The sequence below is a fragment of the Microseira sp. BLCC-F43 genome, from assembly GCF_041929235.1.
Taxonomy (GTDB): domain Bacteria; phylum Cyanobacteriota; class Cyanobacteriia; order Cyanobacteriales; family Aerosakkonemataceae; genus Microseira.
In genome coordinates, this window is record NZ_JBHFNP010000209.1 from 1 (window position 1) to 15,270 (window position 15,270).

At 45.9% G+C, this 15,270-nt stretch carries 14 protein-coding genes; 7 read left to right on the plus strand and 7 right to left on the minus strand.

Going from position 1 to position 15,270, the window contains the following annotated elements:
- Positions 1-210: 210 nt before the first annotated feature.
- Both ACE1CM_RS28455 and ACE1CM_RS28460 read right to left on the minus strand, forming a co-directional pair.
- Entirely contained in the window at positions 211-978 is a 768-nt protein-coding gene (locus tag ACE1CM_RS28455) for a peptidase (RefSeq protein WP_374882274.1), read from the minus strand.
- A gap of 71 nt (positions 979-1,049) precedes the next feature.
- A complete protein-coding gene (locus ACE1CM_RS28460; RefSeq protein WP_374882224.1) occupies positions 1,050-2,603 on the minus strand; it encodes a hypothetical protein in 1,554 nt (517 codons plus the stop codon).
- Here ACE1CM_RS28460 and ACE1CM_RS28465 point away from each other — a divergent pair.
- Entirely contained in the window at positions 2,575-6,012 is a 3,438-nt protein-coding gene (locus ACE1CM_RS28465; protein ID WP_374882225.1) for an alpha-mannosidase, read from the plus strand. The two genes, ACE1CM_RS28460 and ACE1CM_RS28465, sit on opposite strands and share 29 nt — an antisense overlap.
- 340 nt (positions 6,013-6,352) lie before the next feature.
- Here the strand turns inward: ACE1CM_RS28465 and ACE1CM_RS28470 are convergent, their stop codons facing one another.
- Both ACE1CM_RS28470 and ACE1CM_RS28475 read right to left on the minus strand, forming a co-directional pair.
- On the minus strand, positions 6,353-6,970 hold the full coding sequence (locus ACE1CM_RS28470; RefSeq protein WP_374882226.1) for a hypothetical protein: 618 nt from the start codon (positions 6,968-6,970) through the stop codon (positions 6,353-6,355).
- A gap of 107 nt (positions 6,971-7,077) precedes the next feature.
- Entirely contained in the window at positions 7,078-7,887 is an 810-nt protein-coding gene (locus ACE1CM_RS28475; RefSeq protein ID WP_374882227.1) for a hypothetical protein, read from the minus strand.
- Between the two features lie 350 nt (positions 7,888-8,237).
- On the opposite strand from ACE1CM_RS28475, the gene ACE1CM_RS28480 reads away from it, so the two are divergent.
- Positions 8,238-8,381 carry a hypothetical protein gene (locus tag ACE1CM_RS28480; protein ID WP_374882228.1) on the plus strand — a complete coding sequence of 48 codons (144 nt, stop codon included), beginning with the start codon at positions 8,238-8,240 and terminating at the stop codon, positions 8,379-8,381.
- Positions 8,382-8,455: 74 nt separating this feature from the next.
- Here the strand turns inward: ACE1CM_RS28480 and psbN are convergent, their stop codons facing one another.
- Positions 8,456-8,587 (minus strand): photosystem II reaction center protein PsbN, encoded by a 132-nt coding sequence (gene psbN / locus ACE1CM_RS28485; RefSeq protein ID WP_226580412.1) that lies wholly within the window; start codon positions 8,585-8,587, stop codon positions 8,456-8,458.
- An 85-nt stretch (positions 8,588-8,672) separates the two neighbouring features.
- On the opposite strand from psbN, the gene psbH reads away from it, so the two are divergent.
- The 3 genes from psbH (at position 8,673) to pth (ending at position 9,987) form a co-directional block, all read left to right on the plus strand.
- Positions 8,673-8,876 (plus strand): photosystem II reaction center phosphoprotein PsbH, encoded by a 204-nt coding sequence (gene psbH / locus ACE1CM_RS28490; protein WP_226580415.1) that lies wholly within the window; start codon positions 8,673-8,675, stop codon positions 8,874-8,876.
- A gap of 171 nt (positions 8,877-9,047) precedes the next feature.
- Positions 9,048-9,320 (plus strand): TatA/E family twin arginine-targeting protein translocase, encoded by a 273-nt coding sequence (locus ACE1CM_RS28495; RefSeq protein WP_374882229.1) that lies wholly within the window; start codon positions 9,048-9,050, stop codon positions 9,318-9,320.
- 10 nt (positions 9,321-9,330) lie between these two features.
- Entirely contained in the window at positions 9,331-9,987 is a 657-nt protein-coding gene (gene pth / locus ACE1CM_RS28500) for an aminoacyl-tRNA hydrolase (RefSeq protein WP_374882230.1), read from the plus strand.
- A 110-nt stretch (positions 9,988-10,097) separates the two neighbouring features.
- Here the strand turns inward: pth and rpsU are convergent, their stop codons facing one another.
- Positions 10,098-10,277, minus strand: a complete 180-nt coding sequence (gene rpsU / locus ACE1CM_RS28505) for a 30S ribosomal protein S21 (RefSeq protein WP_190471310.1) — start codon at positions 10,275-10,277, stop codon at positions 10,098-10,100.
- A gap of 526 nt (positions 10,278-10,803) precedes the next feature.
- A complete protein-coding gene (locus ACE1CM_RS28510) occupies positions 10,804-12,102 on the minus strand; it encodes a hypothetical protein (protein WP_374882231.1) in 1,299 nt (432 codons plus the stop codon).
- 688 nt (positions 12,103-12,790) lie between these two features.
- On the opposite strand from ACE1CM_RS28510, the gene ACE1CM_RS28515 reads away from it, so the two are divergent.
- Together ACE1CM_RS28515 and ACE1CM_RS28520 are read left to right on the plus strand one after the other, a co-directional pair.
- Positions 12,791-13,582: an alpha/beta fold hydrolase gene (locus ACE1CM_RS28515; RefSeq protein WP_374882232.1), complete on the plus strand. Its 792-nt coding sequence runs from the start codon at positions 12,791-12,793 to the stop codon at positions 13,580-13,582.
- The gene (locus ACE1CM_RS28520) at positions 13,575-15,212 is read left to right on the plus strand and encodes a Mur ligase family protein (protein WP_374882233.1); all 1,638 of its coding nucleotides are present in this window, start codon (positions 13,575-13,577) and stop codon (positions 15,210-15,212) included. The genes ACE1CM_RS28515 and ACE1CM_RS28520 overlap by 8 nt, the downstream gene beginning before the upstream one ends.
- The last annotated feature ends 58 nt before the right edge of the window (positions 15,213-15,270 follow it).

Below are 15,270 nucleotides of genomic sequence, written 5' to 3' on the forward strand. Positions count from 1 at the left end.
CAAGAAATTGTCAAATATGCTCGAGAAAACTTTGATTTTAGTCTGGTTATTCAAAATTATATTAAGATCGTAGAGGAGTTTAAAAACTTTTATTCTTAACAAGGGATTTACGATTGTTTCTGTGCCAGTACAATACACAAATTTGGCAAGGAGGAATTGGGGAGACCGCGAGCATAATTATTGCTAACCTATGTTGGCGATGCTTCCCCATCAATCAGTAGAAACAGCTTCCGTACCGTTTTCCCGATAATATTTCCACTCGACATCGGGCATATTATCAAACGCTTTTCTCAGGGATTCTTCCCACAATTTGCGAATTTTGAGCAAATAAGGATCTCCGGGTGGTAATTGCAATTGATGTTTGATCGTAAAAGTATCGGTTTCGTACATTATCATGCTAATCGGTGGCCCTACAGAAATATTAGATTTCATCGTAGAATCAATCGATAGCAACGCACATTTTGCCGCCGATTCTAAAGGGGTATCGTACTTCAACGTCCGGTCTAAAATCGGCTTGCCGTACTTGGTTTCACCTAACTGTAAAAACGGCGTTTCTGGCGTGGCGTGAATAAAGTTACCTTGGTTGTAAACTAGATAAATTTGCGGTTCTTCTCCTCTAATTTGACCGCCAACTAAGAAGCTACATTTATAATCAATTCCGTCTTTTTGCAGCCATGTTCCATCTTTTTGTTGAATTTGTCGGATTGTAGCGCCGACGTAGCTGGCGACTTCATAAAGCGTGGGTAAGGTATGAAGGTTGATAGTTTCTTGTGCTTTTAGATCCTTTTGCAGACAAGCGATAACGCTTTGAGTAATAGAAAGATTTCCAGCAGTACAGATAACAATAACCCTTTCTCCTGGTAACGAAAAATCGAACAGTTTTTGGTAATTGGAAACATAGTCAACTCCGGCATTGGTGCGGGAGTCGGAAGCCATAACCAGACCAAATTTTGTGATGATACCAAGGCAATAAGTCATATCTTTTGCATGAACGAACCGCAGATACGCAGAGGACTCAGAGAAAGAGGAGAAAGAGAAGATTTCACGGGTCATTTTTTATTATTAATATTATTAATTTGTTGCTCTAACCATTCCCAAGCTTTTATTAATAGATCTTCTAGCCAAACCATTGCCCGATCTAGCCATTCTAAGATTTGCTCTAATGGGTGTTTGACGTAACCGACTGGTTTTGCTTCGGTTTCTATCCATGCGGTTTCTGGATTTGCAGCGACGCGGGTGGATGCTACAGATTTTTGAGAGGTAGAAGTAGTATTTAAAGACGAGACGCTGTCGGGAACTTTTGTTATTTCCTTGGGTGATTTTTGATGCACCGCTAAATCTGATTGTTGTTGAGGTCTTACTGCAAGTGCTTGTTTGGGTTGCAGGTGACGCTTAATCAGGTTTTGGATGCTATTGACCCTAGGGATATCCGTTAGTGTAGAAGGCGGGAGAGCAACTGCTGAAGCCGGGTTTTTCTGGGCTAGTATTCGGTTATTATTTGGCTGTGGTTTGCCAAATAGGTCGTTTGTTGTCAACCAAGGGTCTTCTATATCTTCTGAAACCGCTGTTTGAGGATTAAGCAATCTCGTTTTTACCTGGTGCAGTAATTTTTGGGCGCTATGGACAACCGACTGGGTAATTTTGCCGGTTTCTATTTGAGCGATCGCTCTGTCTATGCTAGAAATCAAATCGGGTTTACTTTCATCTGAATTCAGATGAATTTTGTGGGTTAATTCCTCGTGCCGGTGTTTTAATTCCTCACTTTTAGCTTTTAACTGTTGCCGCCTATTTTCAAATTGATTCAGTTGCTGGTTTTCTGACTGTAATAAATTAACAACCGTCGCCACCGGGCCAGTTTTTACCCAATCGATCGCATTCTGCAATAGTCCTCCCGGTGCAATATTGGCTGGTTCTTCCGGTGGCGCTAAAGTAATGCTGGATGTTTCCTCTACTTGGTCGATTGAGTGGCGCTGGTGCAAGTAGCTTTCAACTTCAAAAATAATTTTCTCGTTGAGTTGTTGCTGTTGCTCTGGAGTTAAAATATCCAAAATTTCATTTTCGTCATTCACCAATACTAGATGGCGCTGTTCTTGCTGCGTAGCAATTCCAGTAATCGGGGATGGGTTTTTGCTTCCTTTAACCTGGAAAGAGATCGGTTTGGCATTTTCTGTCAAAGCTGCCTTGTTTGCTGGGGCACCAGGCAGGTAAAATGATTGGGCCACCTCTAGCACTCGCCTCACTGGCATATCCGAGGGTGGTAGTTGGGTTGGCGGGGGTGAATTAGAGAGTCCCAAGAATTGCTGCAAGCGCCTTCCCGCGAGTTGGGTGGATTGAAACAGCATGAAAACGGGGTAAAGTAGTACTTGCGCTCCCCAGGTCGTAGCAACTTGTCCGTGTCGAATCGCGCGATCGCGGCGATCGCTCCACCGGATATACTGCCGGTTAAGATAACTGAACAACCTGCTTTGATAGCGACCTGGGAATTTAGTAGGCATATATCTAGTCTGAAGGACGCGGTTTATTTTCCCCGCCGCATCCTGAAATAAAGATTTCTCACCTGATTGTACCGAAAAGATGAACCATCCCGTGACATCTTCTGCCACCAACCAAATTTCCGCATCTATCGCCAGACTGCGCCAGCTAACTCAAGTTGATACCTTAGCAAGTTGGCGATACTGTGCTGCTGACTTACCGATCGAGGAAATAACCCCAAGCAAGTTTTTGAACTGGTCGTTAGTCCAGCTTAATCCCAAAGGCCACATCGCTTGGTCTGGGGGTTGTCAAGTTTTATGGCTAGCTCAACAATTGGTTATTCCCTATGCTTTACAAGAATATCCTTTAACTAATTTATGCTTGCGGCTGGCATTGACTTGGTGGGTGGAAGATGTTCAGATTTTTATCAATGGTACTTTGGTACAATCTGGGGATTTATTAGATTATTTCACGCGGGTACTGTTGAGCGAATCCGTCACCCCAGGGGAAGAAATTATCGTCGCGTTGCGCCTGGTCAGTCCGAGTCATTGCGATGGGGCGTTGATGCGTTCTGTTTGTATTTATGAATCTACCACTCCAGACCGCCTCGAACCCGGTTTTATTGCCGATGAATTAGACGTATTGCAGCGTTATTTAGCAGCATTTAATCCAGAACATCTCGATATCCTGGCAGCAGCTATTTCCCAAATAGATTGGCAAGTGTTGCAGGATAGGGAATTGTTTGATCGCTCGCTTACCACCCTCCGCCAAACTCTCCAATCTTCAAAACCAGTCGCCGGACTATGGGATAAGGAAGATAAGGAAGATAAGGAAGACTTTTCTTGCCTACCAAATACTGGCGATCGCATCCAATCCAAAATATACTTACTCGGACACGCCCACCTCGACATGGCTTGGTTATGGCCTGTTGCAGAAACTTGGAAAGCCGCCCAACGTACCTTTGAATCAGTTCTAAATCTCCAAGCATATTTTCCCGATTTAATATTCTGCCATTCCACCCCCGCCCTCTACGCTTGGCTCGAAGAACATCGCCCCGATTTATTTGCAGCCATCCAAAACAAAGTCAAATCTGGAGAATGGGAAATCGTCGGGGGAATGTGGATCGAACCCGATTTAAATCTGATCGACGGCGAATCAATTGTCCGCCAAATTCTCTACGGTCAGCGCTACGTCCAAGCCAAATTTAATCAAATCAGTACTGTCGCCTGGGTTCCCGATACTTTTGGTTTCTGCGCCACCTTGCCCCAATTTCTCAAACAAGGGGGAATTGAATACTTTGTCACCCAAAAATTAGCCTGGAACGATACTACTAAATTTCCCTACGGTGCCTTCTGGTGGCAATCCCCCGACGGCACTCAAATATTTAGTTTAATGTCCGCCCTCATCGGTGAAAGTATCGACCCAATTAAAATGGCATCCTACGCCGTTGATTGGCAACTAAAAACCCAATTACCCGATGTTCTTTGGCTTCCCGGCGTCGGCGACCACGGCGGCGGCCCCACTCGCGATATGCTCGAAATAGCCCAACGTTGGCAAAAATCACCCTTCTTCCCCCAACTCCAATTCACAACCGCTAATACTTATTTATCAGCCCTCGCTGGTAAAAATCCATCCCATTCCCAATTCCCCATTTGGCAAGATGAACTTTACCTAGAATTCCATCGCGGTTGCTATACTACCCATGCAGATCAAAAGCGTTGGAATCGTCGCTGCGAAGGCTTACTCTACCAAGCCGAATTGTTCGCATCTCTGGCTACTATAGCCGCTGGCGCTACTTATCCCAAAGCTGAATTAGAAGATGCCTGGAAGAAGGCATTGTTTAACCAATTCCACGATATTTTACCCGGAACTTCGATTACTCAAGTATTTGTAGAAGCTAACCAAGTTTGGCAGGAAGTCGAACAAGTCGCGACGCAGATATTAGAAGCGTCTTTGGATCAGATCGCCACCCAAATTTCCCTACCCCCTCCCCCACATCCAGACGCCTTACCCATCATCATTTTTAATCCCCTAAACTGGCAAAGATCCGAAGTCGTTGCCATTCCCCTACCAGACTCCCTACCATACTCCCCCCCTTCCCAAGGGGGGGCAGGGGGGGATCTTTGGCAAGTTTTCGACCATCAGGGACAACCTTTAGTCACCCAATTAAGGAGGGAAGTCCTCACTACCAACCCATCCGCACTACTCTTTATTGCCCCCGATATCCCCTCTATTGGCTATCGCCTCTTCTGGTTATGTCCCCAAAACTCTCATATCCCCAATTCGATTAATTTCCCTTCCGAATCAGAGCTTATATGGGCGCACCTTTCCCATTATGAATATAGTATAGCACAAAAAATTGAAATTGCAACAACAAATTGGAATTTAGAAAACGAATATCTGCGGGTAACCGTAGACCCAGAAACGGGGAATTTATCCAGCGCCTTCGACAAAATCCACAATCGGGAAATCCTCGACAAAACGGGAGGGAATCAACTGCAAGCGTTTAAAGATAGCGGTCAATATTGGGATGCGTGGAACATCGACCCCAACTACGAACAACACCCGTTACCCCCAGCCGAACTAAAATCAATTGAGTGGATAGACTATGGACCAATAGAGCAACGGCTGCGGGTAGTAAGACAGATAGGACAATCGCAGTTTTGTCAAGATTACATCTTGCAAACAGGTTCCCCCGTCTTAAAAATTGCCACAAAGGTAGATTGGCAAGAACGCGGCGTATTGGTAAAAGCAGCTTTTCCTTTAAACTTAGAAGCCGAATCCGCAACTTATGAAATCGCCTGCGGTGCGATATGTCGCCCAACTCAACCTCAAAAGGCAGACGCGGGGATGGGGGGACACGGGGACGCGGAGATGGGAGAGGAAGATAATGCAACTTGCCAGCGAGAACTGAGAGAAAAAGCGAAATGGGAAGTCCCTGCCATACGTTGGGCAGATTTAACGGAAATGGGTAATGGGGAAGAAAATAACCAGTTGCCAATTTACGGCGTCAGCTTGCTAAACGATTGCAAATACGGCTACGACAGCAAACCGAATCAATTGCGATTAACCTTGCTCAGAAGTCCCAGTTGGCCTGACCCAGAAGCAGACCGGGGATATCATGAATTTACCTATGCCATATATCCTCACGCCAATAGTTGGCAGTCTGCCCATACCGTGCGACGGGGGTATGAATTAAACCAACCGCTTCAGGTAAGGGTAATGCCAGCGGGTCGCGAAGAGAAAGATGCATCTTTACCACCCGTAGGTTGCTTTTTAGATTTAGGGGCCCAAAATTTAATATTGATGGCGTTGAAGCAGTCGGAAGATAACCCGCAACAATGGATTTTGCGGTGTTATGAATGTCATGGAGAAGTAGCCGAGTTATCCTTGCGGGGAGATGGGGGGTTAGCAATCGCGCAGATGGTAGATTTGTTAGAGCGCGCGCTTCCCATCCCCGAAGCTAAAACCAGCCAAATTTCCCCTTGGCAAATCGTCAGCTTTCAGTGCCAAAAAAAACCCGCCCAAGAGCGGGAATAAAACACCCATGATTTTGGTCTAATATCATGTCCTTAGGCATCGGTAGTGTATGGATAGCTAATTGGTAATTGCTAATTGCTAATTGCTAATTGTCAATTGCCTCCAGAGCTGCTCAGTAATTATTGACTGTTTCTTTTTTATTTAGCCATTAGCGATTAGCTATTAGCAGTTACACAACCGTTGCCAAGGGACATGATATAAAACCATCCTCTTTTCCGACCAATCCTGTTCTTACAAAAATGCCGTTTATCCTAGGGAACATGAGTAATTTTGTTAAACAACCCCATATCTCCAGGTTGCCGTGCTACTACCGCTTTTGCCACAGGTCTACTGAAAAACCTTAGCCCGAACAGGATTCACCGGCGCACCCGCCTTTGTATACCGCAAATTCACCATCGTCGTAATCAAAGGCAGGGGTCGGGTGAAATCCCACCGGAGCGAAGGATTTGCCACATCCGCCATCCCAATCGTCAAAACAGGCGGGCCGATGTACCACACGATGTTTGTAACACTTCGGCCTCGTTATTACCACCGGCACATCTTTGTAAAAATACCTCGGCCTGGGTACGACAACGGGATAGGTGACGTGGACAAATTTTGGCCTGCGGATCACCACCGGGTAATATTTATACACCGGGTAATATTTGTAGCGATAAACAGGCCGATGAATCACGACTGGGTAGTGCTTGATGTAATACTTTGGCCTGCGTATCACCCGATGGTGAACCTGGCAAGGTCTGTAGCTGTAGGTATAGCAACCTCCTGCCTGTGCCTGTTCGGGGCTAACTACCATACCCAAAACAATGGCGACGGGCAATAAGGCAAGACAGACTTTACCTGAGAGTTGTTTCCAGTTCAGCCCGTTAAATGACGGCTGGGCGTCTTCGGCAGGCGTTGACTCTATGGAGGGAGCCTCGTCGTAAGCTGAAGCACAATGTAGGTAGGCGAGGTTTTCCATTCCTCTCTCTCCTTTTTGTGGATTTCTGACTCAGATTATCAGTTTTCGCATCTAAGTGGAATCTGTACTCCAGATTGAACAACTTCAGCCCCCATGGTTAGCGACGCCTACCCGTGGTAGTAATGCGAGTAATACTTGGGCCGATGGACTACCTTAAAGCGTTTGCAAGGCGAAGGCCGATGTACCACCTTGTAATAGTGATACTTCGGCTTGTAGAACACTACTGGATGCAACACTTTAATATATTTCACCTTGTGGAACACTACAGGATGAAATACGGTGATGTGTTTCACCTTGTGAACCACTATCGGATGGTACACCTTGATGAATTTCGCCCTATGGACTACGAAGGAGTAGTGTTTGTAGTGATACGCAGGCCGATAGATTACCTTCTTGTAGATACACTTCGACTTGTGGATGACTACGTGCTTGCAACAGCCTTTATAGCTTACCGTTTTGTAAGCGTAATACTTCGGCTTGCGGATGACGATGGGATGGTATGTTTTAACCAGTTTGGCCTTGTGGATCACCACCGGATGGACTACCTTCACGTATTTGTAAGCGGGTATCACCTTCCGATGGACTACCGTGATGTATTTCGGCTTGTACACGACTTTCTTATAGACTACCGGGATGTATTTCGCGTGATATACCACCTTCTTGTGGTAGCTAACAGTTTTGTATTTGCACGAAACTGACACAACATGTCCGCAGTGGTAACCTGCCTGTGCCTGTTGAGGAGTTGCCAACAAACCCACAACAACAGCAAAAGGCATCAAACCAACCAAGGCTTTGCTAGAAAATTTGTTCCAATTCAGGTCGTTAAATAAGGGTTCGAGATCTTCCCCTGGAACCAACTCGATAGGGGGAGCTTCATCGTAAGCTGAAGCACAGTGTAGATAAGCCAAGTTTTCCATCTGCTTCTCTCTCCTTTTTGTCGATTTCTGCGCAATAATATTCAATTTTGGCTGCCTATTGCATTTTATTCCTTATTTTCTTAAGCTCCTAGCATTTTGGCTCTACCTTTATATTTTTTTATCAAAGTATATCTATAGTATTAAATCGCAATCATGCATCATGTATTGCAAGTGTTAAAATCAAAAATAGTAACAAATTAAGACAAAAACTCCCCCACTTTTTATATGTTTGAAACAAACTGATACAATCATAAGGCTGTGTCCAAAAATGATAGATTTATTTATATATAAATTGAAAAAATAAGGATAAAATTATATGGTTAAATTAACTCTTTGTAGCGTTGCCATTTGTGATATATATATGCTATGCAATTAAAGATTTTAATGGGGTGTTTGTCTGGGGTCAAACCCCAGACCCGGAAAGACAAAAGCGATCGCTCTGTTCGCGAGTGGCATCAGAGCGATCGCCGCCAGTTTCTCCGCAAAAACCTTGACAAAAATTAAGGGTATAGCCGGATCTCGTGGCTATACCCTTGGCGTGCAGGCAGGATAAAGATGAGAAAACACTTTAATCTTCGTGATCTTCAAACGGATCGCGCAGTTCCTTTGCTGGTGGGCCAAACGCTGTATAAATCGTAAAACCAGTAATAGCAACGAGGATAGCGCCAATCGAAATGTTAAGAACTGTTGCGGGTTCCATATGTAAGGATAAATTATGAGTCCGATTCCTCTATAATATTACGGAACGTTACAAAATTGCGCTAGAGATTCATTTTAGGTCACTTATGGCACAACGGACTTGGTTAGGTGATGTCCTCAGACCCCTGAACTCTGAGTATGGTAAGGTTGCCGCTGGTTGGGGAACCACTCCCGTGATGGCTGTTTTCATGCTGCTATTCTTCGTGTTCTTGTTGATCATCCTTCAGATCTACAACTCCTCCCTAGTGCTTCAGGACTTTACCGTAGGCTGGAACGGCCTTGGTCGCTAGGGCAGATCCAACCCTTGCCCCAGCCGCAGATGGATTTTTCCGCTTTCCCGGCTAGTCCGGGTTTTTTTTGGGCTGTCGGGAGAGGGAAGATGGGGACTCTTCGCTCTGGGGGGAAAAGTCAGGGAAACGAAGTGTTATAAATAGTTTGAGGCGGTTTTTGGAGGGATTTTTGTGAATATTTTTGGCATTGGGCTGCCGGAGATGGCAGTAATTTTAGTATTAGCGCTGTTAATTTTTGGCCCGAAGAAATTGCCAGAAATTGGTCGCAGTTTGGGTAAGGCAATTCGGGGATTTCAGCAAGCATCTAGCGAGTTTGAGAATGAGTTTAAGCGGGAAGCTCAGCAGTTAGAGCAAGCGGTCAAAACCTCCTCTCCGGTGAAATCTGCGGAAGTCGCCGCCAATAAGGCAGAGAATAGCACGGCTAGCCCGTCTCAACCAGGTTAAGGAATAAAGTATGAAGTCGGCAGATACCGCACCTGCTTTGGTGATTCCCCAGTTAATTGTGGGCTTGGGAAATCCAGGATCTAAATACGAGCAAACGCGGCACAACGTTGGCTTTGCTGCGGTTGATGCCCTAGGGCGTGGATGGCAAATTTCTTTATCGGAAAATCGTAAGTTTCAAGGCACCTTCGGGGAAGGGATGGGGCCAGGGTCACAAAAAATACGCTTGCTCAAGCCACTTACCTATATGAATCTTTCGGGACAAGCGATTCGCGCGGCGATAGATTGGTATAAATTGCCACCAGAGTCTGTCTTGGCGATTTACGATGATATGGATTTGCCCTTGGGGAAGATGCGGTTGCGCTTGTCGGGATCGGCGGGGGGACACAACGGGATGAAGTCAGCGATCGCGCACTTGGGTACGCAAAACTTTCCCAGATTGCGAATCGGCATTGGCAAACCTCAAACCCCAGATGCCAAAAACGATAAAGACACAGTTTCCTTCGTTCTCGGACGTTTTAGCGCGGGGGAAACCGAGATGATGGGGGAAATCCTTCAACTGGTGGTGGAAGCGGTGGAACTTAGCCTCAAGCAAGGCGTGGAAAAAGCCATGAGCCTTTACAATAACCGCACCGTTGCTGCCAAAGTAGGTAGTAGGGGCGAAGCATGAGAGCAGCTATATTCTTTGTCAAGCTGAAATATCTTTAAGCTCATGCTTCGTCCCTCAAGTAAAAATTTAAATCGATTAGCTATTACCGACTAGGGAAATTCAGCCACGCCCTAGCGCATACGTTTTTTGCGTCTAGCTGCGGTGGCTTTGCGCTTGCGTTTCTCTAGCGGGGTTTCAAAGTGCCGATGATTTTTGACATCAGCCAAAATCCCGGCTCTTGAGACTTGACGCTTAAATCGACGCAATGCTGATTCAAGTCCTTCATTTTCACCTAAAACCACTTGGGTCATTCTTGCTACTCCGCTCTACGACACATTAGTTAAGCCCTGACCCCATTCTATGGGGCGCTGGAAGCTACCGTTAAAAAAGACTTACCCAAAGTTTGACAACTTTAGACCTTTCTTCCTGCTTCTACCAAGAAACTCGGCTCCTTTTTTGTGCAAGACAAAACTGACTCAAATCAAGTATTGCGCTTAATTCGACGTTTGCTTCCTGTGCAAGACAAAACTGACTCAAATCAAGTATTGCGCTTAATTCGACGTTTGCTTCCTGTTTCAGCCAAGGGAGTCGGCTCCTGCTTGTCCACAGGCGTAAATTCCGCGCTTGCCGCACGTACTCGCTCTCCACAGGGGTTGATTGGGAGGTAAACCATCCTAGTCAAAAGTTGTCAAGACTCTCCTGTGGACGCTTCAGTTTTTGCTGAGTTTAGACAACTTTGAAGAATTATAGCCAAAATTTTGACGACTTATTCAACCTGCCAAGAGGTTTTAGCCCGTGGGATGGGAATCGGCGTGGCGACTGGGTTATCCTTAAGGGTTAGACCTGTCTGAGTTGCTTGAGGTAGGACAAGTCTACCGCGCCAAAGTGGATGCTGAGGGCAACATTTAAGTTTTCTAGGGATTGGATCAGCCACTTCACACCATCGGTGCCGCACCCCTCGTAGTGGTTAAACAAAATCGAAAATCGCTTTTCTAGGTAGGGTTTGACTTTGCGGCAGATTAGCACAATTTTGAGTAAAAGACCAATTGTAAAATTAATGCCGGTGTTGGAAATTAGGTCAATAAATACAAAGTGTTGAGGCTGCTGGCGACTGTCTACCACCAAGAAGTTCAACAAATGGCTACAAGTTCTCAGCAGCAGGAATTCGTTAAATGGCTGGGAATCGTTGTGGGGCAGGATGTTTTGCAGGTGGTTGTACAGGCGATTATTAAACTGACGCTTGCCGTAGGCTGGATCGATAGAGGAAACAAGGTAGGAATACAGTTCGTCCTTAAACGTGCCGAAACAGGGGGTATGGCTGCTGTGAGTCAGGAAACTTTGGGCGAGATCCCGGTAGGTGTAGGAGCCTTCTACCTTGCCACTATATTGCTTAATTCCAGAGAAAAGTTCGCGATCGCTCAACAAAGTGGGATTTTTGACCGGCGCGATCAATGGTTTTACCGACACCCCATGATTTTGCACTCTCTGCTGACTTTGCCGCACCTGATAAGTGACGTACTGACTCAGATCGATTTCAAATTGCCGCTGCGCCTTGGCTTGCATTTGCCGGATAGCTTGTTGATGCTCGTAGGTACTGTCTTCGCTTAAAAGACAATGCTCGTACAAGTAGGGATAGCGACGAATTAACATGCCCAAATGGGATTTGCCATCGCCACTCCCGTCTGTTGTCGGATGGGAGATGGCATGAGATAACCGTCGTAGGGTTAAATACTGCTCGCTCTCGGTGAAAAGCTTTAAGAGTTCGTGCAAGCGTCTGATCGAGCGATAACGGGGAGAATAGATCCCCATACCCGCAGGGCGACTTTCAAACAAAGCCACCAATTCGGGAATAGCCGCTTGCAGTTGCGGTTGGATTTGCCAGCGGTTGATCAGAATATGGCAGCAGCGATTCAGGACATATTTAAATTCCTGATCGGCTAGTTTAGAGTCGGCAATCTCGTCGAGTGCCGTCAAGATTTCGGCATTTGGATAGCTTATTCCATCAACGAACAAGCTGCGAAAGCGCTCGATCAGCTGAGGTGGAGATTCCACCTGTACGCAATGGAGCAGGTGTTTGTACAGCTTTTGTTCTTCCGGGCGGCAAAGCCGCATGTAGGTATCTTTCCAGGCAATCACTTTTGTTCCCTCTTCCTTACCTGGGCGTATATTCTTGCGCTACCAAAGAACTTACTTGCGCCATATCCTGTTATCGCTCTATCGGTTGGGTTTGATCGGGTTTGAGCAAGCAAAATCATTACCAGCGGATGATGAATTGGCTTGCGATATGCCAAAGGAACGCTGCGCGAACGCAGCCGAATTAATCTGATTGCACCCTGTGACGCGCATTAACCACTTCTTGATACAACGAGGCTGATTTATAATACCCAGCCACCTCCTGTGAATTAATGCCAAATGTCCCTCATATCTTCAACTTGGACATTTTCTTCACCCTAACTTGACACTATAGCAGAAACCTGTGATTGGTATCACTGTAGTGCTATACAGTTTACCTTGCCCGATCTGACATCCCTGATCGGATCGATTGACTTGCTAGGTTCCATCCAGGTTTCCTAGTTCAACTCTAGTCCTTGATGGGCAATACCCCCTGTATTGCTTGTCACAATCTGCGTCTCTGTACTTCCAGAATTACACAAGCCTCAGGCGTTCGTCTGTTTAGGCTTTGTGAAGATCGCCACAAAAACTCTAGATTTTCGGTAAAGATTCTGTTAAGTTACGAGCGACCCCGAAGATCGAACGCGGGGAAAATCGCTTACTTTACCTTGGCAGGTCGCCCCAGGTATCCCCTATAAGAAGGATTTAGCGCATGGATAAAGAATCTTTAAACGTTATTAAGTTTGGCTCGAAGGGAAATCCGATTTTATTGCTCCACGGTTGGGGACAAACCTTACAATCCTTACAACCGCTGGGGGAATTGCTGGCAAGGGAGGCAGAGGTTCACCTGATTGACCTTCCCGGCTTTGGTAAATCTGCCCCGCCCCCTCAAGATTGGGATACCATCCAGTATGCAGAACGCATTCTCCAGTATATGGATGAGCAGGGATTAGAGCAGGTGGACTTGCTGGGGCATTCGTTTGGTGGTAGAATATCCATCCGGTTAGCAAGTCGATATCCTTTTCGGGTCAGAAGTTTGGTTTTAATCAATTCTGGAGGACTGCAACGGCAGCGAAATTTCCCCCAGCAGATGAGAAGTCAATACATCAGAACGCTGCGGCGAGTGTTAGGATTGATACCAGTATACGGAGAAAGGTTGAAACAGTGGCACAGCGATCGCTTTGGTTCGCGAGACTACAAAAACGCTGGCATTCTGCGGGGGACTCTGGTTAAAACCGTGAACGAAGACCTCACAGAAGAAGCATCCCGCATCCAAAAACCGACGCTATTAATTTGGGGAGAATCGGATACGGAAACGCCGATAGAAATGGGACACAGGTATAACCAAATAATCCCCAACAGCAAATTAATTTCGCTACCGGGACGAGATCACTTTCTATTTCGCGGCGAAGGATCGCACCTTTGTGCGTATTATGTCAAACAGTTTCTGCGAGAAATTGCGGAGACAGAATCATCAGTTGAAAAGCAACTAAGCCATGTTTGATTTAGACAGGGTATCTATAATAGCGATCGCAAGCGGCAGCATCTTATTTTTCCTGCGTCGTTCGTTGCGATACATGCGCTATTTCCAGCAAGAAGAATATTATCCCGATCGGTTTACCCGCTGGTGGCTGGAAAAACGAGCATTCGACTCTAGGGGAACCGTTGTAGCGATTGTAGCCGGGTTGGCGACTTTGGGAGTTGCCGAGTTAAACCTACCGCTTTCCTTGCCTATAAGTATCATTGCAGCGGCGATATTGGGAATCATCGCCTTCAGAGAAGAAGATCCTTGCAAAGTAGGCAAGCTAACGCTGAAAATGACCCAAAGGGTAACGCGGATATACAGGGTAGCGCTGGTGATTTACACAATCGGACTTCTCCTAGTTGCTGCTGCTTTCTTCCACCTCGCCACCCCAGTCGCCGTAGGGTTATTTTGGCTGGTGCAGATATTGTTTTTCCAGACAACATTTGCCTGGTTAATTGCTGCCAACGGTATTTTATGGCCAGGGGAAAAACGCATCCAAGATGGTTTTATGCAAGAAGCTAAAACTATTTTGGGAAAAGTCGATCCTTACGTAATCGGCATCAGCGGTAGCTACGGAAAGACCAGCACAAAATCGATTTTGGCGAAAATTCTAGAATGCGTCGAACCGACGTTTTGGCCTCCCGGAAGCATCAACACCCCGATGGGAATTACCCGCGAAATTCGGGAAAGATTGGTGCCAGAACATCATTACGCCGTGATTGAAATGGCAGCTTATAAACGCGGTTCGGTGGCGCGCCTGTGCAATTTAACCCCACCCAAAGCCGGAATTATTACTGCCATTGGATTGATGCATTTAGATCGGTTTGGCAGTTTGGAAAATATTTATTTATCCAAAACCGAACTCCCCCAAGCCGTACCTCAAGATGGCATCTTAGTTTGTAACGGAGATAACGAAGGTGCGAGACGAGTCTGGGGCGAATTTAAAAAGCGCATCACGTTATTGTATGGTCTGGAATTAGATAAAGGCCATTTAGATTGCTGGATGACCGATATTCAACCTTCCGAGTCGGGAACCCACTTTACAGTTCATTGGGAAGGGAAAGAATACAAAGGGTTTACCAAAATGCTGGGTAAACCGATGCTGTCGAATATTTTAGCCGCCTTTACGATGGCTTGCGCCTTGGGTTACGACCCAGAGTACATTTTGGCAGCAATTTACAACCTGGAACCGGAAAAACACCGCTTAAACTTGGTGAAACAAGGTGATGGGGTGTTATTGGATGATTCTTATAACTCGAATCCCACAGGTTTTAAAGCCGCTTTAGAGGTTTTAGAAGCGATTCCAGGCGGACGCAAAATCTTAGTCACTCCCGGCATGATTGAATTAGGAGAACTACAAGAAGAAGAAAACAGCAAAATAGCCAAAGAAGCGGCACAAGTTTGCGACTTAGTTGCCGTTGTTGGGGATACAAACCGCAAAGCGATAGTTGAAGGATTGCGCCAAGGTGGGATAAAAGAAGAACAACTGCTACAGTTTGAAAATCGAGATAGTGCCTTATCCTATCTCAAGGAAAACCGTAAGGAAGGCGATGTAGTTCTGATGGAAAACGACCTGCCAGATCTTTACGAAGCTGCGGTGAGATTCTAATAAAGAATGTAAGTTGCTAGTTACCCTTGGGACGTGGGGCTAATGGCTAATGGCTAAT